The sequence below is a fragment of the Arthrobacter sp. MMS18-M83 genome, assembly GCF_026683955.1.
GTDB lineage: Bacteria > Actinomycetota > Actinomycetes > Actinomycetales > Micrococcaceae > Arthrobacter.
This window is the reverse complement of the sequence record NZ_CP113343.1, coordinates 179,855-202,358: the sequence shown is the minus strand read 5'-3', so window position 1 is coordinate 202,358 and position 22,504 is coordinate 179,855. Positions and strand designations below refer to the sequence as shown.

Below are 22,504 nucleotides of genomic sequence, written 5' to 3'. Positions count from 1 at the left end.
CGCGATCCTCAGCCTGCACTTGTTTTCACACCTATAGTCAGGAGCAGGTTTGCATACTGGCGGATGTCCCCGCTGGCGACAATGACGGCCACGCTCGGACTGCGTGCGGCGTCATAGAAATCGAACCGCGGGTAGGACGTCACGACCACCGAAGGGCCGAGAAGTTCCCTATAGCCACGAACTGCCGGGGAATCGTTGCCGTCCGGCGGGCTCATCACTGCCGCAGCCTCGATGGGTATGGCCGTAACAAGCACTTCGAGGATCTGGTCCACGTTCAGGAGCCCGGGCCGGAGGTTCAGCGGCACACGAACAGCGCCCGTCGGGCCTCCGGTGTTGTGGGGGTAGTTTCCATCCGCGATGAGAATCTGTGTGCCATGACCCGATTGCGCCAGGGCCATCAGGAGGGTCGGATGAATGAGTTCGTAGTTGATCACGATATTTCCCCTGATCTGACTGAGGCGAAGGCGGTTCCCTCGGTTACGCGCCTCGCTCGCCTGCTCCGTTCCGTTGATCCCCGGGGCGTAGCGGCCCAGAACGAGCCGTTCGGGTAGGCAAAACGGTCCAGTGAAGCCTGGAACATTTGTGCCGAATAGCCGGGCTTGGAGGGTAGAACGTATGCTCCGTCGGAGACCAGGCACGGGTCAGTGAAGTGTTCGTGGAGGTGGTCGACGAATTCGGTGACCCGACCCGTCAGATCCCCGGACACCGCGATGTAGTCAAAAATGGACAAGTGCTGTACGAGTTCGCACAATCCAACCCCACCTGCGTGCGGGTTGACCGGAATCCCGAACTTGGCAGCCATAAGCTGCACAGCGAGGATTTCATTTACGCTGCCCAGCCGGCAGGCATCCAGCTGACAGTAATCGATGGCGCCGGCCTGAAAGAGCTGCTTGAAGAGCACCCGGTTCATTCCGTGTTCTCCGGTGGCAACCCCGACCGGAGCGACCGCCTCCCGGACCGCCGCATGCCCAAGAATATCGTCGGGACTGGTGGGTTCTTCGATCCACAATGGTTTGAACTGGGCCAGTTCGCGGACCCAGGCGATCGCCTCCGGGACGTCCCAAACCTGGTTGGCGTCGATCATGAGGTTGGCGTCGGGACCAATAACTTCCCGGGCGATGCCAAGTCGGCGAATGTCGTCCTCAAGATTGGCACCGACTTTCAGTTTGATGTGCCGGTAGCCCTCATCGACGGCCTCCTGGCACAACCGTCGCAGCTTATCGTCAGAGTAGCCGAGCCAGCCGGCGGACGTTGTGTAGCAGGGATACCCGGTCCACTCCAGCTGGTCGATGCGTTCTTGCTTGGTCAGCTCCAGCTTGGCCAGCATGTCAATGGCTTCATCACGGGTCAGGACATCGGACAGGTAGCTGAGATCGGTTGCGTCCACCAACTGTTCCGGCGTCATTCCGGCAAGGAGTTTCCACAGCGGTAATCCGGCCCTTCGCGCTGCCATGTCCCAGACCGCGTTCATGACCGCGCCAAGAGCCAGATGTTCCACGCCCTTGTCCGGGCCCAGCCAGCGGAGCTGGGAATCCTGCTTCAACATCCGGTATGTCGTACCGGGAGTATCACAAAGCTGTGCGGCTTCGCCTCCTAACAGCGGCAGGGCCCGCTGCTCGATGGCCGCTGCACAGATATCATTACCCCGACCAATAGTGAAGGTGAACCCGCACCCGAAGGTGTCCGGATCATCCGTGTGCAGCACGATGTAGGCGGCCGAATAGTCGGCATCCTTGTTCATGGCATCGGAGCCGTCGGCGGACGACGAGGTGGGGAATCTAACGTCGTAAACGTCGAATCCGGTAATGGTTGTCATGGTTCCCCTTAGATCGCAGTCTTGTCGACCACAGTCTTGTAGCCTTGATCCTGTACAGAACAGATAGATCTGATGAATAATGGACTGGTATGAGAAATATACAGGATCTGGGTGCAATGTCCATAGATACATCCGATGATTATCTGGTAATCCCCGGTTTACTGAAGGTAGCGCCTCTAGGAAGTGAGTTCACCGAGATGACAACTGCGCCGATGTCCCAGACCGAGGTGGTCATCAGCAGGATCAAGCAGATGCTTTCGAGCGGGCGGCTGGTTCCCGGTGAGCGGCTACCGATTGAGAAGGACCTGGCGGCTTCACTGGAAGTCTCCCGCGGCTCGCTGCGTGAGGGCATCCGCGCCCTGTCCACTATGGGAATAATTGAAACCCGCCAGGGGGCGGGTACTTTCGTCACTCAACTGGAGCCCGCAGAACTCTTGTCCGCCATGGAGTTCTGGGTCAGTCTGCAGGAAGGTGAACAAGCGGGAGAGGTCCACGCCGTCCGACGGTCCCTGGAGACGGAGGCCGCCGGTGCTGCTGCGCGGAGGATCTCGCAAGAGGAACTGGAACGGGCGGAAGCACTTCTCATGGTGGCCGATACCGCGATCAATGCGGATCCAACCGACCACGAGACGGCTCTGAAAGCCGATATGGAGTTCCATCGTCTCATCGCCGAGGCCTCCGGAAACCGGGTCCTGTCGGCTCTGATTGAGGCGTTGTCGGGGCGGACTCTCCGCGGCCGAATGTGGCGCTCTACCCACGACAAAGTCGGCCTGAGAGACACCCACCGGGAACATCTGGAAATACTCCGTGCCCTGCGGCTGCAAGATCCCGAGCGTGCCCGAGTCCGCATGGCAAGCCATCTGTATGCCGTTGAAGACTACGTGCGGGATATCCCGCCTGGCGCCCTGACCGATACTGACACGCCTGAAATCCGAACGGGCGGCACGACCGCGACGACGGCAACTGCGCGCAGCTGAATCTGATGATACATCCGATGTTTAGGCTCATTTTTTCCGATTATGCCACTGACGCGCTCCATCTAGGCTTACAAGTTCAGTAAAGATCGGATGAATATCGCAAAACAACCTTGACTTCCCGTGATCTGCATTGCATTCTGATGAGACCCCCGTCACGCAACGCAGAAGATGTTTGGTGAAGACGTTTTCGAATGGAGCGCTGTGCGACGACCCTTCTCTGTTTTCTACTGAAAGGTTTTCCCAGTGTCGCGAAACCTCCCCGCTGGCCGCGTTGTCAGCGCTATCGCCTTCTCGGCTGTTGCGGCTCTAACCTTGGGTGGCTGCGGCTCAAGCGGAGCTGCAGTCAGCGGCCCCGGCGCAAGTTCTGCCGCCTCGGCCATATATACCTGGATCTCTAATGAGAATGACCGCTCACAATGGCAGTCATTCATTGACGCAGCGAAGAAGACCGATCCCGGCTTCAACCTCACCCTGGAGGGACCCAGCTTCCCTGACTACTGGACCAAGGTCAAAACCCGTGAGGCCAGCCCTGGCGCGCCCTGCATCATTACCACCCAGGGGGCCCGGGCACAGGAGCTAAAAGACCTGCTGGCGCCCCTGGATGATCTGGCGAAGAAGAACAATATCGACCCCTCCAAGTACAACCAGGCGATGATTCAGGGCATGACCGTCGACGGTAAACTCCGGGCGATACCTTACGATGCAGCGCCTTTTGTTCTCTACTACAACAAGGACCTGTTCCAAGCTGCCGGGCTGAAGTATCCGACGGAGAACTACACCCGAGCGCAGTTCATCTCCGATGCGAAGGCACTGACCAAGAACGGCGTTTACGGACTTTCGCTCCCGCCGCAGTTCGTCAACGGCCCGGCTCCGGCATTGGCATTCGCGGACGGACACTACCCCGTCAAGGACGGCAATCTGGATATCACCAACCCCGACTTCGTCAAAGACGTGCAGTTCACCTTCGACCTGGTCAACAAGGAACACGTTGCGCAAGCCCCGCAGGCGTCCGACGTTGTGGATGTCTCGCAGCAGCAGTTCATGAGCGGTCAAGCGGCAATGACCTTCGGCGGCCCCTGGATGTACCAGACATTCACTACCAAAACCAAGGGCACGGTCGGAGTTGCCGTTATTCCGTCCACGTCCGGGAACCCGATTTCCATGATCCAAGGTTCAGGCTTCGGCATTGCTGCCTCTTGCCAGGATAAGGAAGCCGCATTCGCGAACATTATGAAGATCACCACCGCCGACGTTATTGGGGCCGTGGGTGCAGGCCACGGAAACGTACCCACGCTTCAGGCTGCGATGACGGCTTGGGCTGGAACTAAACCCGCCGCTGATGTCTCCACCATCGAAACACTACTCAAGAACGGCAAGCCGCTGCAGACAACGAAGAACTGGAACCAGGTCGAAACCCTGTTCACCCAGTACTCGGTTGAGGGATTCCGCGGCACGAAATCCGCCGAAACCATCCTGAATAGCGTTGCGAGTTCCGCGAAATAGGTGACATGCCGGCCCTGCGGGTTACCGCGGGCCGGCGGAGTCAACCACCCTGGTCCATCCATGATGCGTTAGGTCCATTTCATGATTGTTCTGCCTGAAGTAAACAGCGAAGCCATGCCCGCAGCCCCAGCCGCTGCGCCCGAACGAATCCAAGGCCGCGTTCAGGGTCGGCTGGCAGCTCTGTATCTCGCCCCGGGGATGCTCGGCTTCCTCATTTTCATCATCATCCCGTTGGTCGCATCGTTGGTTATCAGCTTGTACAAGTGGCCCCTGTTCGGGGACCCGGAGTTTGTGGGTTTTGACAACTACGCCTCGCTTTTCAGTTCGGATCCGGTCTTTTGGACCGTGCTGGGGAACACGCTCATCTTCGCCGTCTGCTACACGGTTTTAAACCTCGGAATTTCCCTCGGTCTTGCCACCTGGCTGCATCACATTGGCAAATGGGGGCCTTTCTTCCGGGTGTTGTTCTTCATTCCCGTTGTTACGCCGATGACGGCCAATGCGTTGGTTTGGCGGTTGATGCTCAGTGACAACGGTGTCGTGAACTCGGGACTGGCCGGAATCGGCATACACGGACCGTCCTGGCTCAGTGACAGCAACCTTGCCATGGCGTCCCTGATCGCTATGTCGCTATGGCAGGGGATCGGCTACAACATCTTCGTCCTGGGAGCGGGGTTGAGTAACATCTCTCCCGGCCTGCTCGAAGCCGCGACGATTGATGGTGCAGGACCATGGCAGCGTTTCTACCGGATTGTCTTTCCCATGCTGTCACCGACGCTGTTCTTCTGCACCGTCATGACGATCATCGGCTCCTTCAAGGTCTTCACCCAGCCGTACCTGCTTACCCTTGGTGGCCCAGGGGAGTCGACGAACACCATCGTGCTCTACCTGTACCGCAACGGTTTCTCCTTCGACAAGATGGGCTATGCTTCGTCGCTGGCCTGGATCCTGTTCGTGATCGTCATGCTGATCACGGCCCTGCAATTTTCCCAGCAAAAGAGGTGGGTCAACTATGACAACTGACATCCTGACACGAACTGACCCCCAGACAGGAAAGCGCGATCGTAGCCGAGGCCGCAGAGGGCGGATCATCAGCCGAACCGCGATGATCGTCGTGGGCCTGGGATTCATTTTCCCGTTCATTTGGATGCTGGCAACATCTTTGAAATCCACCGAGGAAGTCTTTTCCACCGGTGCCAATTTCCTGGGATCACACCTGGAGTGGTCGAACTACAACACGGCATGGACGGTCATCCCCTTCGCCCGGATCATCGTGAACAGCTTCATTGTGGCCCTGGGCGGGGCCCTGCTGACCACGACCGTTTCACTGCTCTCGGCTTATGCCTTCGCACGGTTCCGGTTCCGCTTTCGGGACAGGCTGTTCCTGCTATTCCTGGGCACTCTCGTACTGCCGCATGAGGTACTCGTGATCCCCCTGTACATCATGATGAACAAGCTGGGCCTGGTGAACTCACTCGTTGCCTTGATCGTGCCGTTCGCCTTCGGCGCCTTCGGCGCCTTCCTGATCCGCCAATTCCTCCTGACCCTGCCACTGGACTACGAGGAAGCCGCCCGCATCGACGGCGCAGGTTCCTTCCGCATCCTGTGGAGCATCATCCTGCCACTAGTGCAGGCCCCGCTCGCCGTCGTCGGTGTCTTCAGTTTCATTGACTACTGGGGCAGCTTCCTGTGGCCCCTGATCGTAATCAACGACAATACCCAGGGCACTATCCCGCTCGGCCTGTCCATGTTCTCCGGCGAACGAGGAACCGATTGGGGCCCGCTCATGGCAGCTTCGACATTGGCCGTGCTGCCTAGCCTGGTCATCGTCATCGTCTTACAGAAACAACTGGTCAAGGGCATCAGTATGGGCGGCTTGGGCGGCCGCTGAACCCACCCGGATCCGCCCCAAGACCTAAAGAAAAGTTAGCGCACTGTATCACCAACAATGAATCGGAGTCTGATGTCTCAGCCCAGCACGTCCACAGAAACCCAGCCAGCTGCCCCGGAAGAATGGGCCCAGCTAAAACGGGACCTGCCCGAATGGTTCCGCAATGCACCCTTCGGCATCTTCATCCACTGGGGAGCCTACTCAGTCCCGGCTTGGGCCGAACCCATTGGGGCCCTGGGAACCATAAAGGACCCACGCGAGTGGTTCACGCACAATGCCTACGCCGAGTGGTACATGAACACCATCCGAATCGACGGAAGCCCGGCACAGAAGCACCATCAGGAAGTACACGGCGGCATTCCCTACGACGAGTTGCTCGACCAATGGCACGCCGAAAATTTTGACCCTGCCAGCTGGGCCGAATTGTTCAAGGAAGCCGGCGCCGACTACGTAATACCAACCACCAAACACCATGATGGTATCGGCCTGTGGGATGCGCCGGGAACGAACGGACGCAACGTGGTTCACCGCGGCCCGAAGCAGGACCTGATTGGCGCCATTGCCGGCGCGGTCAAAGAACAGGGCATGCACTTGGGCCTCTACTACTCCGGAGGACTGGACTGGCACGTCCGCCCCTTCCCACCGCACATGAGCACGGACAGCGTACACGACACCGACCGGCCCAGGGACCCCGGGTACGCCCAATATGCCTACGACCACGTGGCCGACCTGATTGAACGGTACCGGCCGGAAATTCTTTGGAATGACATCGAATGGCCCGACGCCGGAAAGCATTTTGGACCGGGCGGTCTGGGCACACTGTTCAAGGAGTTTTATGCCGCCTGTCCGACGGGCGTAGTCAACGACAGGTGGGGCAGTACCACGCACCAGGACTACGGCACCAGTGAATACGAAGCACATAAGGATGCAGAGTCGTTTGACGCATGGGAGAACTGCCGCGGCATAGGCTTCTCGTTCGGCTACAACCAGGTCGAAGGAACGGAACAGTCGCTTTCCGGCAAACAGCTTGCCCGCCAGCTCGTCGACGTTGTTTCGCGCGGCGGACGTTTCCTGCTCAATGTGGGGCCGAAGGCGGACGGCACCATCCCGGCAATCCAACGTCAGTCCCTCACGGAGCTGGGTGCCTGGATGTCCGCCGGAAAACAGTACCTGGTTGGAGCCACTCCGTTGGATCCCGCCGTTGCCGTGCCCGCGGACGAACCCTGGATCCGGTGGATCGACCGCGGAACCGAAATCGTGGCCTTCGTCGATTCCCTCGATGAAAGCACGACGGCAACCGATTTGGCACCCACTGGAGTGCGCCTGGAAGATGCCACCGTTGAAGGCTGCGGCGCTACCATCACCTACGACGGCGGCAAGCTTAATGTACAGCTCTTGGCCGACCGCGTGGGTCCGGCCGTCATCCGGATTCCACGGACATAAAACTCCCCTGATTCCGGCAACCTCGCTAACGGAGTGCCGCTCCAGGATTGATCCTGGAGCGGCACTTTTCTCCATTTCGCACGTCTTGACGTTCCTGGCTTCTCAATCATTTATGGCTGGCCAGGTAAGAGCTACATGAACCTGCTTTGGCTGGGAAGGCGGTACTGCATCCGATCGCATCTGTTTTTCTCGGAGGCAACAAGCTCAGTTCTCTGATGCGGCCGACTGGCAGGAAAGATTGATCGGTCGAGTCTTCAACTCGCGGACCGGGCGGAAAGTCGCTCGACTAGGAGCATAAGCGCCGAATGATCCAAGGAGCCGTGCCCCTGGGCGCGCACCGCCCCCATCAACTGCGCCGCCATCGCACCCAGCGGGATGGCGACGCCGGCCTCGCGGGCGGCGGCGGTGACAATGCCCAGGTCCTTGTGATGCAGATCCACGAGGAAGCGCGGCTCGAACTTGCGGGCGATCATCGAGGCGGCCTTGCGGTCCAGGACCCGGCTGCCGGCCAGACCACCGGCGAGAACCTTGATGGCGGCCCGAGTGTCCACCGAATGTGCCTCAAGGAAGACCAGCGCCTCGGCCAGAAGCTCAATGGTGCCCGCAACGATGAGCTGGTTGGTCGCCTTCACCGTCTGCCCGGAGCCGGACGGACCAACGTGAACCACGGTGCTGCCAATGGCCTCAAGGACCGGCCGAACGGCCTCGACATCGGCGGTTTCGCCGCCGACCATGATGGAGAGATTGCCCTCAATGGCGCCTGTCTCGCCGCCGGAAACAGGAGCATCCAGAGCCTTGATGGCGGCTTTCTGCGCCGCCGCGGCCAACTGGACGCTGACATCGGGTCGGATGGTGCTGCAGTCAACCCAGTAGGCACCCTTTTGGGCGTTGGCAAGACACCGTCCGGGCCACTGACGACCGCCTCGACGTCCTGGGAGTCCGGCACCATCGTGATGATGACGTCGGCGTCCTTGACGGCTTCGGCGGTGCCGGAGGCGCCCGCGCCCCCGGCACTGACCAACTGGTCGATCTTGCCCTGGCTGCGGTTGAAACCCGTGACTGGATGGCCGGCCTTGAGCAGGTTGACGGCCATCGGCAGACCCATGATTCCCAGCCCGATTACGGCGACTCTCCGGGGAACAGCATTCATTGTTCATGTCCATTTCCTGAAGCGTTTGTTAGTACGTACGAATGTGCGCAGATCGGATTGCCTTGGCTTCCCGCAGCCAGCCGAATGGTTCCGCAGCGGTGGCCTTGTATTCGAGGCCGATATGCCCGGTATAACCGAGTTCGATGCTCAGGCCGATCCATGCATCCAGAGGCAGGTTTCCCGTGCCGGGTTCGCTGCGCCCGGGGGCGTCCGCAATCTGGATGTGACCGAAGTCCGAAGCGTGGTTTTCGATGACGTCGGCTACGTCGTCACCGTTGACCGCCAGATGGTAAAAGTCTGCGAGTAGTCTAATGTTCTTCGCGCCCGTTGCGCGCACCTTGGCGATGATATCCAGGCCTCACCCCGGAGATGCGGCTCTGGGCCGAGGAAGCCTTCGGCCCGGTTGCCTCCGTCTACCGAGCGGCGGACCTCGACGAAGCCCTGCGGATCGCAAACGGTCTCGATTTCGGCCTGGGCTCGGCGTTCTGGAGCAACGACGACGCCGAGATCGACCATGCCGTGCGCGAGCTCCAGGCTGGCGCCGTGTTCGTCAACGGTATGACGATCTCCTATCCGGAGCTTCCGTTCGGCGGGATCAAGCGCTCCGGCTATGGCCGTGAGCTGTCCATGGAGGGAATCCGGGAGTTCTGCAACCTGAAGACCGTCTGGGTGGCATGACATCCAGGAGGCCGAGGGCCGCCCGCATGGGTTCCTATCTGCCAGGCCCAGACGAGTTCTTGGCGGGCCGGCAGGGCAGAGCCCGCTCGGCAACAGTGCCGGGCAAGGACTCGGCGCGCGGCCCGGCCATGCTCGGAATCGCGGGCACGGGACGGACACGTAATTCATCCGCGCGTTTCAGGATGCAGCCGGGCGGGGAGGGACCGCATGACTAGGTGCGAAGCCGATACCCACGACAGCCAGCTGTCCGAGGCGGGACGCCTGATTGTCCCGCGGCGCGGAGACCGTCACGGCCCCCTGTCCCCGCTCCTTCTGGTCCTGACGATCGTGACAGGGCTCGTCGACGCGTTCAGCTACCTGTGCCTAGGGAGGGTGCTGGTTGCGAACATGACGGGCAATATTGTCTTCGGGGGTTTCGCGCTCGGAGGCGCCCCTGGATTCACCTGGTGGGCGCTGCTGCTCTCTGCGGGTGCGGTCATGATCGGAGCTTGGATTGGCGGCAACCTGATTGCTCGCCATAGCCACCGAGGCCGTCTGCTCAGTGTCGCTTCCGCTATCGAATCCGCGGTGCTCGCGGGTGCCTGGCTTGCAAGCCTCATCGCGCCGCAGCCGTATGTAGGCGTTCATCTTGCGGTGCTTATCGCAATTCTTGGCGTGGCACTGGGACTGCAGAACGCGACGGCGCGGTCACTGCAGGTGCCGGATCTGGCGACTAGCGTCCTGACCCTGACGATCATCGGAATCGCCGCAGACACCGCCGCGCGGGTCGGCAGCCGGTGGGGGCGGCGCTCCGTTCCGGTGCTGACGATGTTCCTCGGCGGCGCGGCGGGTGCAGCTCTTGTGGTCAGCGGCCTCGGCCCCTTGGATCTTGCGCTCTCCGCGTGCCTTGCGGCCGCCGTAGCCGCAGCCGCAGCCACAACCTTTCGGTCCACCGGGGCATGGACCGAGTGGGAACCGCCAGCGCCACCCGCGGCGCTGCACCTGCGATACCGCGGACGCCTCCATTGAACGGCGTCCCCTAGAATTCGCGCCAGGTTGAAACCACCCTGCCGCCACCGGGCAGTTCCAGGTTGCTGTTGACACCGGAGCAACGGGTTCTCGCCGCTCGAGCCACCTGATAGACCCGTGAGCAAGCCAAAGGTTGAACTCGTGTCGATGACTAACAACCCATCAGACCCGGCGTCCACGGCGACGGCAGCGCTGCCTTACTGCCGGGGCTCAGCTACAGCCGGGTCAGGCTCAATTGCCCACGCGACTTGGTGTAGAACGCTCGCCAGCCAACCCCGCAGTCGAGCCAGCCTTCTGTGGGCGTGCCCGACGCGCTGTTCCACGACAACAGGCGCATCCGGCAACGCACTGCGGCCCTCGTGCTTCATTGTGCTGATGGCGTATGCGGCCATCATCAGCGAATAATCCATAATCCTCTTCTAATCATCTAACGTGCATTGAACTTGTACGCCACATTGCCCGAACCCTCTGGGACAAGAGGGAAGACGCAGGCATTGCCGGTCCTTCGCGGCCCGGGCTGTGGGCGAGTGGAAATCACGAAGCTGCGCCGATCAATAGCCCATCAATAGTTGTTGGCAACTGGGGCCGATGGACCTCGGGACGGTGGCTCGCCTTCGTCAAACTGTCGAACCGCAGCGTTCCCGAGGTGATCACCACGGTGAGGCCTACGGCGGTTCTCATCGTTCGATCCTTCTCATCTTTCTTGATTGTTGGCCTCGACATGTGACTGCATGAGCCAGGCCACATCGAGGACTGACCTCAGTTTCGCTCCAGACGTGGTGTGGCTGGCTACTACCTTGCCGGGTGGACTATCCGGGACAGCGGTTGGCCACCCGGGTGGGGTGGACTGGGGTTGGCGCAAGACTGCGCGCGTCCCGCGGAGGGTGCCGGAGTGACTTCGTGGGGATCCCCAACTGTGGCTCAATAATTGTTCCTCCGCCTGGAGGAACCCTGCGCTCAACGCACCCGCATGGTTTAGGCCTGCAGGGCCTTGGCCCAGAGATTGATGTCGGATTCGACGGCAAATTCGTCGATCCTCTCGACCTCATCGGCGGTGACCGAACCCGGTGACAGGGAATTTTGGCACCGCGAGAGCACACCCCAGCGTCAGAGCACGCAGATTGGGGGAGTGGGAACTCGGACTCGGCTTCGGTAAGGGCTCCGCCGTAAACGAACATAGCTCCCCACTCAGTCGCAATGGCCCGTAGATGCTGGAAGGCATCGCCTTCCAGCACTGACACCCGCCCAGGCACAAGAGGATGGCAGGATTCCAGCGTTCTACAAGGTGAACCCCGGTATCAAAGCAAAAGGTCAAACGGCTGGGGCACCATCCGTCGCTGACGAGCCGGTCCCCTCCGATTTGTTTCGTCGGCCGATCGGCTGCCGCCAGCCTGTTGATGGCCTTGTGCAACCGTTTGGTCAGGTAGGGGTTCGGGAATCAGGGGTCTTGGTAGCGTCGGACCCGTCCCTTCTTTGGATGCTTGTGCAGCTTCAGGGGTGCCGGTTCCGGCGCCGAAGCTGCCAAGCAACGTGAGTGAATCCGCCGAGGACGAACCTGGCGGGGCGGAGTCCACCCTTAGCGTCTGATCCGGATCGCCGGGCAGTACCAGGTCTTCAACATTCAGTTCCAAGTTCCCGACGACGGGATCGTGCAGCCGCGCAATTCCCGCCGATGCTTTTGCCACCCGGTGCGCTGCCCCACCGCTTGCGGAAGTGCTCGCTGGACGCCGCGAGTTCGCCGACGAGTTGACTGGCCTGTGCGTCGTTGGGGTGACGCCCGATGTCCACGCGAAGAGATCCCACGGCAAGCTGGTGCAGGGCCGGCCGTACTTGCTGCCCGGAAACGGGCGGGCGCTGGGATATCGCACAGTTCTCCAGAAGGGCCATCATGTGGGCATGCTCGCCCGGCGTCCATGTGGAGCGCCCGGCGCCCCATGCCTTCAATTCTCCGCTGCCGGATTCGGGCTTCCACAGGGAAGGTAGGTCGCTCAGTCCTAGGAAAACCAGGGAGAGTCACGGCTGCTGACATGTTGCCCCTGGCCGGATAGTGTCGTTTGGAGAGACTCGACCGAACCGGTTTCCGGATGAGTCGTCGCAGAAACCCCACTGATCCCCGCCCGAAGGATGCCCGGGCAAAAGGGCGTATTTCGGTGCGCACTAAACGACAGAAGAGAACTATGGATTTTTCACTCATGATGGCTTGCGCAGTCATCAAGTCCATCAACCACGAAGCACGCAGCGCGTTGCCAAATGCCCCGGTTATCGCTCCACGACCCGCCGGACGCACCCGCAGACGGCTGGTCCGCCTGCAGGCATTGCTGGCCCGTCTTCTGCACCGGGCCGCGTGGGCCATTGAACCTCACTTTGCCAAATACCAGGGGAGTCCGATGCTCAATCAAGGAGACAGCAGCCACACACGGCGGGTCTGAAACATGCGATCAAGGAGCAGGGTCGGAGGCAAGAGATAGTTTTTCGCACCGCGGGCTGACGCGATCACCTGGCGGCTAGCAGGCGGAGCCGGTGGAGGAAAGCAGTCCGGAGCTGTGTCGGCTCCGCGAAGCAGCGTCTCTTCGATCCCTGGGCCCGGCCCAGCGCGGCCGGGTGAAGACTGGGCGTACGGGAAATCGTTGACGAATCCCTACGACACAACAGATCCGATTCGGGAAGCTGACGGCTCGGACGAAGAACCACGGCAGCCATCTCCCTCCCGATTGGCAGACGGCTGAAGCGCTGGCCCTGCCGTAATGGGCGGATGCGGTGCTCCGACAGATGCATCTTTCCGGCGGCGAAGTCCGGGCTGCCTGTAGGCTCACTCGGAGTCGTGACGCCTGCATCAGTAAGGCAAATGTCCAGCGCGGGCGAGGGGCCGTTGCCTTATGCGCTGCTTTCGCGGACGCGCAGGGTTGGTTTCAACCGGACGGATTCGACGCGTTCACCGTCCAGAAGCCGTTTCAGGAGCTGCACCGCCGTCCGCCCGATATCGAGCATGGGCGAGCGGACAGAGGTGAGGGGGATTGGGAGCTCCGAGGCCAGGGAGGTGTCATTGAAGCCCACGACGGCCACGTCCCGGCCGACGGTGAGGCCGTGGGATCGTATTGCCCCCATGGCGCCGATCGCGGCAAAGTCATTGACGGCGAACAGGGCAGTGGGGTGAGGGTAGCAGTCGGTCAGGATGGTCTCGGCAGCTTCCCGCCCTCCGGCGGTGTCGAACCGGGACCACACCACGGCTTCCTGGGGAATTTTGCCCCCAGGGCATGCCATCGATCCACGAAACCGGCCGTCCGGTCAACCGCGGTGCTCGCATAGGGTTCACCGGCGATCACGGCGACGTTCCGATGCCCCTTGCTCCACAGATGGTCGGCCACAAGCTGGCCGCCGATGACATCGTCGCAGGTGGCCGATGGGTAGCCAGGCACGCGGCGGTTCATGAGCACGAAAGGAACCTTGCGGGCGGTCAACTCCCGCAACAGGCTGCCGTCCAGGTGTGCGTCTCCGATGATCAGCCCGTCCACCCGGCGAGCCAGCATGGTGTCCGTTTTCCTGCGTTGTTCCTCCGGGTCGTCCCGGGAGTTCATGACAAAAGTGGAATAGCCGTGCTCAGCCGCGGCCTCTTCAATGCCCTCGTACATGATGGCCAGTACGAGGTCCGAAAGCCGCGGCACAATCACACCCAGCAGGTGGGTGCGCCGTGTCCGCAGGCCGGTGGCCTGGGGGTCCGGAGAGTAGCCGCGTTTCCGTGCCAGATCACGCACGCGTTGGGCAGTCGCAACGGAGGCTGCCCCTCGCGCCACTTCGGAGCCGGAATGCAGGATCCTGGACACAGTCGACGGGTGTATACCAAGCTCGTTTGCCAGGTCCTTCAGCGTGACTGTGCGGCCGTCGGCCGTGCTGTCGTCCAATTCATTCCCCTGCCTCAGCGCAAAAAAGTCTTCAGCACCCAGCGTGCCTGATGACCTGCGGATCTCTGGTTTCTGAACCCTTGACGTGCCGCACTTCACATTCTATAGTCATTTCAGCAAATACCCAATCGATTGGGTAGTTGCGGTACCGGCATCCGGACGGCGTATTTACATCTTCGGGACCCCGGGTGTCACCCCATGAAGTATTACAAGGATATTTTTTTACTCACCAACCCAATCGATTGGGTATGAGCCTGGCAGCAGGTGCAAGACATTACGGAGCGGAAATGACTGTCACAGATTTGAGTGGAGCCCATGTGGTGCTGCTGGCCACGGGCGGAACAATCTCTTCGCGTGCGTCAGGGGACGGGGGAGCCGCCGTGGCCTCGGACACGGGGGCGCAGGTGTTCGCCAGTATGGGGGTCCCGGCCCCTCATCCGGTCCGAGTGGGCGATGTCTTCCGAAAGGGTTCATACCTGCTGACCGTCGATGACATGATCGCCATCTGCGCCAAGATCAAGGAGGCCCTGGCTGACCCCCAGGTGCTTGGGGTAGTGGTCACTCACGGTACCGACACGATGGAGGAGACGGCTTACCTTGTCGCTCTCACCCACGATGATCCCCGCCCGGTGGTGTTCACCGGAGCGCAGGAGTCCGCCGACTCCGCGTCCCCGGACGGTCCAGACAATCTCAACCGTGCTATCGCTGTCGCAGGCTCCCCCAGGCCCGGGACAAGGGCGTGCTGTTGGCGTTTGCCGGGACGATCTTCCCTGCTGCCGGGGTACGCAAGAGTCACACAACGAGGCTCAATGCTTTCTCCAACCCGGATTTCGGAACAGCGGGATGGGTGTCTGACACTGGCGAAGTCCGGATGCAGAAAGTAGCCTCTGGAATCGAGCCGCTGCCTCTGCCGTGCGCAGCAGCCGGGTCGCCGCGCGTGGACCTGATTGCCGCCTACCCTGGAGCGGATTCCACACTCCTGCGGGCCTCCCTCCATGGCGGGGCCGCGGGAATTGTTCTCCAGGGGACGGGAACCGGCAACGCCAACCGCGAACTGTGCCCGGAGATCGCTGACGCTACGGCGGCTGGTGTCGTCGTCGTCACAAGCACACGGGTCGACGCCGGTGCCGTGGTCCCGCGCTACGGCGACGGCGGCGGTGAGGACCTGCGCGCGGCCGGCGCCATACCGTCCGGGCTGCTCCGGCCATCCCAGTCGCTGATCCTTCTCAGTCTTCTGCTCAGACTCAACACTCCGAAGGCCCGCATCGCGGAGATCTTTGCCCGCCGAGGCAAGCTCCCCTGATCGTTTCCCCTAAACACAAACACAACGTAAACAAAACAAACGCAGTGAAAGGTTGATCTCATGACTAAGGACATCCAAGTCGCGTTCGGCGTCGACGTGGACGCCGTTGCCGGAATGCTTGGCTCTTACGGGGGCGAAGATTCCCCGTGTGACATCTCCCGCGGGCTGTTCAGCGGAGAAGTCGGCGGCCCGCGCCTTATCCGGCTCTTTGAAAAGTACGGACTGCCCGCTACCTGGTTCGTACCGGGCCACTCAATCGAGACCTTCCCGGACCTGACCCGGATGATCGTCGATGCCGGGCATGAGATCGGCGTTCACGGGTACTCGCACGAGAACCCGATCGCCATGACTCGTGAGCAGGAGACGGCCATTTTGGACCGGTCGATCGAACTGATCGAAAAGGTCTCAGGCCGCCGTCCCACCGGCTACGTCGCACCGTGGTGGGAATTCTCACCTGTCACCAACGAAATCCTGCTCGAACGCGGAATCAAGTACGACCACTCACTGATGCACCGCGATTTCGAGCCCTACTACGTCCGGGTCGGCGACAGCTGGAAAAAGATCGACTATACAAAGGCCGCCGAGACTTGGATGGAGCCCCTGGTCCGGGGTAAGGAAACCGACTTAGTCGAGATCCCCGCCAACTGGTACCTCGACGACCTGCCACCCATGATGTTCATCAAGGCCGCTCCGAACTCACACGGATTTGTCAGCCCCCGGGATATCGAACAGATGTGGCGCGACCAATTTGACTGGGTGTACCGGGAAATGGACCAGGCAGTCTTCACCATGACCATCCACCCGGACGTCTCCGGTCGCCCCCAGGTGCTGCTCATGCTCGAACGGCTCATCGAACACATCAACTCCCATGAAGGCGTCAGCTGGCTCACTTTCGACCAGATCGCGGACTCCTTCCTCGCCCGTAGCCCCCGAAAGGAAAGCAACTGATGACTACCCAGCAGGCCGCCGTCGACCTGACGCAACCGGCACGGAACGAGAAACGCCGCTTCCCGGTTTTCTCCAAGCGCAACACCAGCATCGCCACCGTCCTTGCCCTGCTCGCCTGGACCGTCGCCGTCTTCGACTACGGACTGTTCGGCACCCTCCTGCCAGCCATGCAGGAGGAGTTTGGGTGGACAGCAACGGAAGCTTATGCGATCAACACCTGGATCGCTGTAGGTACCGCCGTCGTCTGCTTCGGCATCGGCCCGGTCATCGACCGGCTGGGCCGCCGCAAGGGCATGATGACCACTATCGGGGGAACCGCGGTTATCTCCGGGCTGACCGCGCTGATCCCGACCGGGATCCCGCTCCTCAGCAACGGCCTGCTGGTCCTGATCCGTTCTTTCGGCGGGCTCGGATTCTCCGAACAGGCCGTCAACGCCACCTACATGAACGAGGTTTACCAGGTCACCGAAGTGGCCGACAAGCGCAAGCGTCCCGGCTTCCACTACTCGTTCATCCAAGGGGGCTGGCCGCTGGGCTTCCTGCTGGCCAGTGCACTCGCCTTGGTCTTCCTTCCCTCGCTTGGATGGCGTGCCCTGTATCTGATGGCGACCATTCCGGCAGCGATCATCGTCTGGGTCATCTCAAAGAAACTGAAGGAGACCCCGCAGTTTGAACTGCACCACAAGCTGACCCAGCTTGAGAAGGGCGGCAAGTCCGCGGAAGCCCACTCCCTCGCGCATGCCTACGGCGTCGAGCACTCCTCCGCGGCCCCGCTCAAGCGCATCTGGGAACCCCACCTGCGCCGGAACACGATCATCTTCTCCCTGGCCTGGATCTTCAACTTCTTCGGCATCATGATCTTCAGCATCCTCGGCAGCTCAGTCCTGAAAAACGCCAAGGGCGTGGAACTCTCGGACGCCTTCTGGATGCTCATCGTGATCAACATGCTCGCCTACTTCGGCTATGTCTTCCACGGCTGGCTTGGCGACAAGATCGGCCGGAAGCGGACCATCATCGGCGGCTGGATCCTGTCCGGGATTTCCTTCACGATCATGCTCAGCCCCCTCGCCACGAGCCCGTTCATGATCATCCTCACCTACGGTGCCGGACTGTTCTTCCTGGTCGGACCCTACGCGGCGATCCAGTACTTCATGGCCGAGTGTTACCCGGTGAGCTGCCGCGCCACGGGCACCGCATTCATCGGCGCCATGAGCCAGCCCGGCGTGATCCTGGGCGGGGCCCTCTTCACGGCAGCAGCCGCCGGAGCGGGAACTGGCCCCGCCGCACTCTGGGTCGGAGCCGTGGGAACACTGTTCTCCGGGCTCCTCATGATCGCCGCCAAGCCGCCGGTTGAAGCCCTGCTTGAGGACCACCCCCATGACATCTGACAACAAGGTAGCCATCATCACCGGGGCGGCCAGCGGCATCGGACGAGCCCTAGCGGTCCACTACGCAAAACGCGGAGTGCGCTCCGTCATCGGCACGTTTCCAGGAGATCCCCATGATCCGGAAGAAACCCTCCGCTTGGTGAAGGATGCCAACGGTGAGGCGGTCATCCAGGAAGTGGATGTCCGGACCACCGTCTCGGTCGACGGGCTCGCCCAACGGGCTTTGGACGAATATGGCCGGTTGGACTCCGCGATCGCGAATGCGGGAATTCTGCGCAACTCCCCGCTGGCCGAGATGTCCGATGAACGGTGGCACGACATGCTCAACGTGGACCTCACCGGGGTGCTGCGGACCTTGCGTGCCGGTGCGGCGAGAATGACGGAAGGCGGCGCCTTGGTTGCAATCTCCTCCATCGCCGGCGGCGTCTATGGCTGGGAGGAACACGCACACTACGCGGCAGCCAAGGCCGGGGTCCTTGGCCTTGTCCGCAGCGTCGCCGTGGAACTTGGGCCGCGCCAGATCCGCGCGAACGCTGTTATACCTGGCCTCATTGAGACCCCGCAGTCGCTGGACTCCATCAACTCGTTGGGTCCTGAAGGACTTCTGCGGGCCGGAAAAGACATTCCCTGGGGGCGTGTGGGGACGCCGGAGGAAGTCGCAAGCGTCATCGGCTTCCTCACCTCCGACGATTCCCGCTACATCACCGGACAGTCCCTAATCGTTGATGGTGGACTCACCGTCAAAATGAGAGCCTAACGACGAAATGGACACCATGAGCACACAGACTATTGAAGGCGCAGGCCGGGCGGTAGTCGTCACCGGCGGCTCCAGCGGTATAGGCCGAGCGATCGCCGACGCATTCAGGGAAAACGGTGACAGCGTGGCGGTCCTGGACAGGGCTGCCGGGAACGGAGTCATCCACGTTGATGTCGCCGCCGAACCCAGTGTCAAGGCGGCCTTTGCGGAGGCCCGTCAACGGCTCGGCCCGATCGACATACTTGTCAACAGTGCTGGACTTCGCACAGAATCCCCGCTGGAAAACATGTCACTGGACAAATGGAATGAAACCATTGCCGTGGACCTGACAGGGGTATTCCTTTGCTGCCGGGAGGTAGTGGGGGAGATGCGTCAGCGAAAATGGGGACGCATCATCAACATCGCCTCCCAGCTGGCACTCAAGGGCGGTGTGGGACTGAGCCACTACAGTGCCGCCAAGGCCGGAGTCGTAGGGCTATCCAAGGCACTCGCTCTGGAATTGGCACCCGACAACGTTCTGGTCAACTGCATCGCCCCCGGCCCGATTGAAACGCCCCTCGTGGAGGGCATCTCGGAAAGCTGGAAAGCGGCCAAACGTGCGGAACTTCCGCTGGGACGCTTCGGCACACCGGCCGAGGTAGCACCCGCTGCGTTACTGCTTGCCAGCGACCCCGGCGGGAACCTGTTCGTCGGACAGACCCTCGGCCCCAACTCCGGCGACGTGATGCCCTAAGAAAGGGGGACCGCATGTGCGGTGCCTGCGGAACAACCACCGTACCTGACCCGGTCCTCGGACCGGTGCGGACCAAGCGAATGCACCTCATCGTTGCCGGTACGGTCAACGAGCTGTGCAGCGGACGACCCGGAGCCCCCAAAGTCAGCGCGCTCCCCGACGGCTGGGTAGTTTCCGGACCGTCGGGGGCGGCGCGGCTGTTCCATACCGTCGAAGAGCTGTGGGCCGGTGTGATCGGGTGTTTCAACGATGGGTCCCCTCTGCAGGGCTTGCTCAAGGAGCAGCAGGCCTATGCAGCTGACCCGGAGAACGCCGGACTGCCGGCGCGCACGGCCCGTGCTGGCAGCGGACTTACCGCGCTAGCAATATCAACCACGGCAAGGACTCCTCGGTGCCACACCTCGCGCATTCCTCCCACACGAGAAGATTCCCCTTGACCTGCAGAAAAGCAGTCAGTGATATTCCCGTAAATGGTCAGCCCTCGCAGTCCCGGAAGCCTCGGAGCCTCGGCACCGCTTCACTGACCTCGCGACCGGCTACCAACAACGGCACCGCCCAAGGGCCAGGCCATACAACACAGAGAACCGAAGGATAGACAAGTGGGAACAAGCGATCCCGAACTGACGCTGAAGGTGTCTGCCACGGACCGTGCCAGCATGGACCGCCAGCTCGACAACGCGGTAACTGTCGCCCGAGCCCGGGCAATGCGAGAACGACGCCGGGGGATTCTCGTGACACGTCACGGACACGATTCCTTCACAGTCGCACTCAGTGACACCGTGCCCTTTGGCCTGACCAGGGAACGCGACGATTGGTGAACTGAGTCTGCGACAAGCGAATAGTGGCAACGGCCAAAGCACCCGGAATTAATCCTGTGGCAAGTTTCCTCAGTCATTGAGGTTGATGATTTGCCCGCCGAGTGGCTGGGTATCGGATTATGAGCCTGGACCCATTTTGTGCCGAATTTCGCCCCGCTCTTGTCGCCTGTTCAACTCGGAGCCACTGAACTAGCCAACCGGAGAAGTGACCAAAGAGACTATACGCACCGAGCTTATGATCTGGTCCAGCGCCGCGGCCCCTTGGGTTCAACCGGATTGTATGGACTTCAGCAGGGATGATGCCTCGTGGAACCGCTGACGCCGTTGTCGGCAAACGACAGCGGATGTTTAGAAGACCGATATGGACTGCGCCTCATCGGACCGCCATCCGGACCGTGAAAGAGAGCCCTTTACACGATGCCGGGTGGGCAGCTGAGCCTGACCCGCTGACTGTTCTGATACCCCGGCAAGAAAATTCCCGAGGGCCTGGCTGCGGGGCCTCGGCTCTGATGGACGACAGTTGGGGTGTCTGGCTGTCTTAGGACTGGGAGGGCCACGCGCCAGAGCTGGACCCAGCTCCACTCTGGATTCGACACCGCCGGCCCGGATCAGGCTTGGCAAGAGGCCTGACCTAAAGGGGGCCTTGATCAGGGCGTCCGGTCGGAACCGCCGAGCCATATCGAGGGAGTACCGATGAGAATTGCAGTGGCGGGTGGAAGCGGAAAACATCGTCCCGGACGCTGCGACGTTTGAGAACAACATGCTCTCCACGTACAACGTGTTCCAGGCGGCCCGCCGGGCCGGCATCAAGGGGATACGGCGGTCCATCACTGGGGCCAGAATGAATTTCGCATAACCAGGACGGAACCGATACCGAAAGGGTGCTCCGTGCGACCGGAAAATTTTGGCTTTGGCAAACTCGATTTTTCCAGCACAGAGCACCCTCTCAATTGCTCGATTAACTAATGCGCTCGACTAAAGAGAGGCTTCGGCCTCTTGAGCTCCAGCTGTCGCTCTCCGGAAGCGATTGTTAGTAATTTCTCCGCGAAAATATTCGTTGGGGAAGGAGCCGTCCCTAAGTACTTGATCGTCAGTGTGAAGCCTTGCATTCTTGATGATGAGCTGAAGTTCGGTGATGCTCTGTTCTCTCTGTCGAGGCTCTTGATATTCGGGGGCGGTGAAGGGTCATTTCTCGTTCAGCCAGTTGTCCTCCAGAAAATCCGGGCTGACGTAGCCCTTGGACAGCTGTTCACGGTGCCATGCATCCCGCAGTTCCTCAGGGAGGGCGCGATACTCTCGCCATAACAGACCAATCGCCACAGCGGCATACAGTTGATAGTCAATGATCCGTTGCAGTGCATCAGGATCATTCAACAGCTGCCGAGCCTCCGGATCCGTCAATGTTCGCCCTGAGAGTGCCGCGAAGTCCTCAAAGGCGCCGCTTTCCGTGAGGCCGATCTGTTCCAGGCTCGGTCGCCCTTCCGGTCGCTCGTCAACGTGGGTCACCAATTGGTCGTACAAGTCCAACCATCCGGATCGTTCGGGCTCATCCAGCCACAAGGCCGCGTAGAACAGCATGAGGGCGTGGTGTCGGATCATGCTGTAGTTCCCCTGGACCGTGCCCAGCTGAATCTGGAGGACGTCGTTAGTCAAAGCCATTTCGGCCCGACTCATACCACTCAACAGGCTCCGGAGCTCGGGACGCAATTCGAAGACAGGCCCATAGGCGAGGTCCAGCAATTGCAGAAAAAGCGTTGCGTCGGGAAGGTGATTCACTACTCGCGGGTCGCCGCTGCTATCGAGCCAAGCCAGCATGAAGTTCCCGTATAGCCGGCCACTCTCCTTTTCGACAACTCGGGGAATAACGGTCGCCGGGTCCGCCAGCGGCCCAGCCAGTTCAAGCAGAGGGAGCGAGAGACGCCGACCCTTGTTAACCCAGGTGGACGCGAGCTCAGCAGTGATTGGGGTTGGGTGCTTCCAGCCCACCTCTTCGAGATCGTCCTCGCAGACCACGTCGGAATGCCTGTTCATTTGAATCCTTTCTATCCTGGACGGTGACAATAATTCAGCGGATGCTGCCAGGACGTAGAAGCCGTCGGCGGCCATGGTGCTAGCTACGCCCGGCATCACATGCTTAATGCCGAGATGGTTCGCGCGATGAGTCCTCAACCCACGAGCAGCACGGCCAGCCC

22 protein-coding genes and 4 pseudogenes are annotated in these 22,504 nt (G+C 61.1%); 16 read left to right on the top strand and 10 right to left on the bottom strand.

The window, feature by feature from the left end; translation table 11 throughout:
* Positions 1-8: 8 nt before the first annotated feature.
* Both OW521_RS00965 and OW521_RS00960 read right to left on the bottom strand, forming a co-directional pair.
* Positions 9-434, bottom strand: coding sequence for an RbsD/FucU family protein (locus tag OW521_RS00965; protein ID WP_268022146.1), 426 nt, complete (start codon positions 432-434; stop codon positions 9-11).
* Complete coding sequence (locus tag OW521_RS00960; protein ID WP_268022144.1) at positions 431-1,816, bottom strand: L-fuconate dehydratase; 1,386 nt, start codon at positions 1,814-1,816, stop codon at positions 431-433. Before OW521_RS00960 ends, OW521_RS00965 begins: the two co-directional genes overlap by 4 nt.
* Positions 1,817-2,028: 212 nt before the next feature.
* On the opposite strand from OW521_RS00960, the gene OW521_RS00955 reads away from it, so the two are divergent.
* From OW521_RS00955 to OW521_RS00935, 5 genes are all read left to right on the top strand, one after another.
* Entirely contained in the window at positions 2,029-2,793 is a 765-nt protein-coding gene (locus tag OW521_RS00955) for a FadR/GntR family transcriptional regulator (RefSeq protein ID WP_268022142.1), read from the top strand.
* A gap of 243 nt (positions 2,794-3,036) precedes the next feature.
* Positions 3,037-4,296: an ABC transporter substrate-binding protein gene (locus tag OW521_RS00950; protein WP_268022140.1), complete on the top strand. Its 1,260-nt coding sequence runs from the start codon at positions 3,037-3,039 to the stop codon at positions 4,294-4,296.
* An 81-nt stretch (positions 4,297-4,377) separates the two neighbouring features.
* Positions 4,378-5,319, top strand: a complete 942-nt coding sequence (locus tag OW521_RS00945; protein ID WP_268022139.1) for a carbohydrate ABC transporter permease — start codon at positions 4,378-4,380, stop codon at positions 5,317-5,319.
* Positions 5,309-6,187 (top strand): carbohydrate ABC transporter permease, encoded by an 879-nt coding sequence (locus OW521_RS00940; protein ID WP_268022138.1) that lies wholly within the window; start codon positions 5,309-5,311, stop codon positions 6,185-6,187. The genes OW521_RS00945 and OW521_RS00940 overlap by 11 nt, the downstream gene beginning before the upstream one ends.
* Positions 6,188-6,259: 72 nt before the next feature.
* Complete coding sequence (locus OW521_RS00935; protein ID WP_268022136.1) at positions 6,260-7,630, top strand: alpha-L-fucosidase; 1,371 nt, start codon at positions 6,260-6,262, stop codon at positions 7,628-7,630.
* A gap of 254 nt (positions 7,631-7,884) precedes the next feature.
* On the opposite strand, the pseudogene OW521_RS00930 reads toward OW521_RS00935, so the two are convergent.
* Positions 7,885-8,780, bottom strand: a pseudogene (locus OW521_RS00930) (2-hydroxy-3-oxopropionate reductase).
* A gap of 28 nt (positions 8,781-8,808) precedes the next feature.
* Positions 8,809-9,135 (bottom strand): annotated as a pseudogene (locus OW521_RS00925) (TIM barrel protein); the annotation flags it as partial.
* 14 nt (positions 9,136-9,149) lie between these two features.
* Here OW521_RS00925 and OW521_RS00920 point away from each other — a divergent pair.
* Complete coding sequence (locus OW521_RS00920) at positions 9,150-9,458, top strand: aldehyde dehydrogenase family protein (RefSeq protein ID WP_268022134.1); 309 nt, start codon at positions 9,150-9,152, stop codon at positions 9,456-9,458.
* A gap of 207 nt (positions 9,459-9,665) precedes the next feature.
* A complete protein-coding gene (locus tag OW521_RS00915) occupies positions 9,666-10,466 on the top strand; it encodes a YoaK family protein (RefSeq protein ID WP_268022132.1) in 801 nt (266 codons plus the stop codon).
* A gap of 534 nt (positions 10,467-11,000) precedes the next feature.
* Here OW521_RS00915 and OW521_RS00910 read toward each other — a convergent pair.
* The 3 genes from OW521_RS00910 to OW521_RS00905 form a co-directional block, all read right to left on the bottom strand.
* Positions 11,001-11,147 carry a hypothetical protein gene (locus OW521_RS00910; protein ID WP_268022130.1) on the bottom strand — a complete coding sequence of 49 codons (147 nt, stop codon included), beginning with the start codon at positions 11,145-11,147 and terminating at the stop codon, positions 11,001-11,003.
* A 617-nt stretch (positions 11,148-11,764) separates the two neighbouring features.
* Entirely contained in the window at positions 11,765-12,151 is a 387-nt protein-coding gene (locus OW521_RS24285; RefSeq protein ID WP_442781200.1) for an MmyB family transcriptional regulator, read from the bottom strand.
* On the bottom strand, positions 12,081-12,353 hold the full coding sequence (locus OW521_RS00905) for an MmyB family transcriptional regulator (RefSeq protein WP_442781291.1): 273 nt from the start codon (positions 12,351-12,353) through the stop codon (positions 12,081-12,083). The genes OW521_RS24285 and OW521_RS00905 overlap by 71 nt, the downstream gene beginning before the upstream one ends.
* A 290-nt stretch (positions 12,354-12,643) precedes the next feature.
* On the opposite strand from OW521_RS00905, the gene OW521_RS00900 reads away from it, so the two are divergent.
* Positions 12,644-12,895 (top strand): hypothetical protein, encoded by a 252-nt coding sequence (locus OW521_RS00900; RefSeq protein WP_268022128.1) that lies wholly within the window; start codon positions 12,644-12,646, stop codon positions 12,893-12,895.
* 445 nt (positions 12,896-13,340) lie between these two features.
* Here the strand turns inward: OW521_RS00900 and OW521_RS24110 are convergent, their stop codons facing one another.
* On the bottom strand, positions 13,341-13,691 hold the full coding sequence (locus OW521_RS24110) for a substrate-binding domain-containing protein (protein ID WP_326493997.1): 351 nt from the start codon (positions 13,689-13,691) through the stop codon (positions 13,341-13,343).
* Positions 13,634-14,365 (bottom strand): LacI family DNA-binding transcriptional regulator, encoded by a 732-nt coding sequence (locus OW521_RS00895; RefSeq protein ID WP_326493996.1) that lies wholly within the window; start codon positions 14,363-14,365, stop codon positions 13,634-13,636. Before OW521_RS00895 ends, OW521_RS24110 begins: the two co-directional genes overlap by 58 nt.
* Before the next feature lie 248 nt (positions 14,366-14,613).
* Here OW521_RS00895 and OW521_RS00890 point away from each other — a divergent pair.
* The 8 genes and pseudogenes from OW521_RS00890 to OW521_RS00850 all read left to right on the top strand — a co-directional run.
* Positions 14,614-15,182 (top strand): annotated as a pseudogene (locus OW521_RS00890) (asparaginase domain-containing protein); the annotation flags it as partial.
* Between the two features lie 30 nt (positions 15,183-15,212).
* On the top strand, positions 15,213-15,668 hold the full coding sequence (locus tag OW521_RS00880; protein WP_268026094.1) for a hypothetical protein: 456 nt from the start codon (positions 15,213-15,215) through the stop codon (positions 15,666-15,668).
* 60 nt (positions 15,669-15,728) lie between these two features.
* Positions 15,729-16,616, top strand: coding sequence for a polysaccharide deacetylase family protein (locus tag OW521_RS00875; protein WP_268022126.1), 888 nt, complete (start codon positions 15,729-15,731; stop codon positions 16,614-16,616).
* Positions 16,616-18,004 carry an MFS transporter gene (locus OW521_RS00870; protein WP_268022124.1) on the top strand — a complete coding sequence of 463 codons (1,389 nt, stop codon included), beginning with the start codon at positions 16,616-16,618 and terminating at the stop codon, positions 18,002-18,004. The genes OW521_RS00875 and OW521_RS00870 overlap by 1 nt, the downstream gene beginning before the upstream one ends.
* Entirely contained in the window at positions 17,994-18,761 is a 768-nt protein-coding gene (locus tag OW521_RS00865) for an SDR family NAD(P)-dependent oxidoreductase (RefSeq protein ID WP_268022122.1), read from the top strand. The genes OW521_RS00870 and OW521_RS00865 overlap by 11 nt, the downstream gene beginning before the upstream one ends.
* A 16-nt stretch (positions 18,762-18,777) precedes the next feature.
* Positions 18,778-19,494 (top strand): SDR family NAD(P)-dependent oxidoreductase, encoded by a 717-nt coding sequence (locus OW521_RS00860; RefSeq protein WP_268022120.1) that lies wholly within the window; start codon positions 18,778-18,780, stop codon positions 19,492-19,494.
* 599 nt (positions 19,495-20,093) lie between these two features.
* Positions 20,094-20,312: a hypothetical protein gene (locus OW521_RS00855; protein ID WP_268022119.1), complete on the top strand. Its 219-nt coding sequence runs from the start codon at positions 20,094-20,096 to the stop codon at positions 20,310-20,312.
* A 727-nt stretch (positions 20,313-21,039) separates the two neighbouring features.
* Positions 21,040-21,129 (top strand): annotated as a pseudogene (locus OW521_RS00850) (NAD(P)-dependent oxidoreductase); the annotation flags it as partial.
* Positions 21,130-21,497: 368 nt separating this feature from the next.
* Here the strand turns inward: OW521_RS00850 and OW521_RS00845 are convergent.
* Positions 21,498-22,418: a hypothetical protein gene (locus tag OW521_RS00845; RefSeq protein WP_268022118.1), complete on the bottom strand. Its 921-nt coding sequence runs from the start codon at positions 22,416-22,418 to the stop codon at positions 21,498-21,500.
* Between the last annotated feature and the right edge of the window lie 86 nt (positions 22,419-22,504).

Bases quoted from the DNA above. Each gene is read 5' to 3' on its own strand.
- OW521_RS00910 (WP_268022130.1), bottom strand. From the start codon at position 11,147: ATGAGAACCGCCGTAGGCCTCACCGTGGTGATCACCTCGGGAACGCTG.
- OW521_RS00960 (WP_268022144.1), bottom strand. From the start codon at position 1,816: ATGACAACCATTACCGGATTCGACGTTTACGACGTTAGATTCCCCACC.
- OW521_RS00915 (WP_268022132.1), top strand. From the start codon at position 9,666: ATGACTAGGTGCGAAGCCGATACCCACGACAGCCAGCTGTCCGAGGCG.
- OW521_RS00900 (WP_268022128.1), top strand. From the start codon at position 12,644: ATGGATTTTTCACTCATGATGGCTTGCGCAGTCATCAAGTCCATCAAC.
- OW521_RS00945 (WP_268022139.1), top strand. From the start codon at position 4,378: ATGATTGTTCTGCCTGAAGTAAACAGCGAAGCCATGCCCGCAGCCCCA.
- OW521_RS00920 (WP_268022134.1), top strand. From the start codon at position 9,150: ATGCGGCTCTGGGCCGAGGAAGCCTTCGGCCCGGTTGCCTCCGTCTAC.
- OW521_RS00865 (WP_268022122.1), top strand. From the start codon at position 17,994: ATGACATCTGACAACAAGGTAGCCATCATCACCGGGGCGGCCAGCGGC.
- OW521_RS00860 (WP_268022120.1), top strand. From the start codon at position 18,778: ATGAGCACACAGACTATTGAAGGCGCAGGCCGGGCGGTAGTCGTCACC.
- OW521_RS00955 (WP_268022142.1), top strand. From the start codon at position 2,029: ATGTCCCAGACCGAGGTGGTCATCAGCAGGATCAAGCAGATGCTTTCG.
- OW521_RS00870 (WP_268022124.1), top strand. From the start codon at position 16,616: ATGACTACCCAGCAGGCCGCCGTCGACCTGACGCAACCGGCACGGAAC.
- OW521_RS00935 (WP_268022136.1), top strand. From the start codon at position 6,260: ATGTCTCAGCCCAGCACGTCCACAGAAACCCAGCCAGCTGCCCCGGAA.
- OW521_RS00845 (WP_268022118.1), bottom strand. From the start codon at position 22,418: ATGGCCGCCGACGGCTTCTACGTCCTGGCAGCATCCGCTGAATTATTG.
- OW521_RS00940 (WP_268022138.1), top strand. From the start codon at position 5,309: ATGACAACTGACATCCTGACACGAACTGACCCCCAGACAGGAAAGCGC.
- OW521_RS00905 (WP_442781291.1), bottom strand. From the start codon at position 12,353: ATGGCCCTTCTGGAGAACTGTGCGATATCCCAGCGCCCGCCCGTTTCC.
- OW521_RS00875 (WP_268022126.1), top strand. From the start codon at position 15,729: ATGACTAAGGACATCCAAGTCGCGTTCGGCGTCGACGTGGACGCCGTT.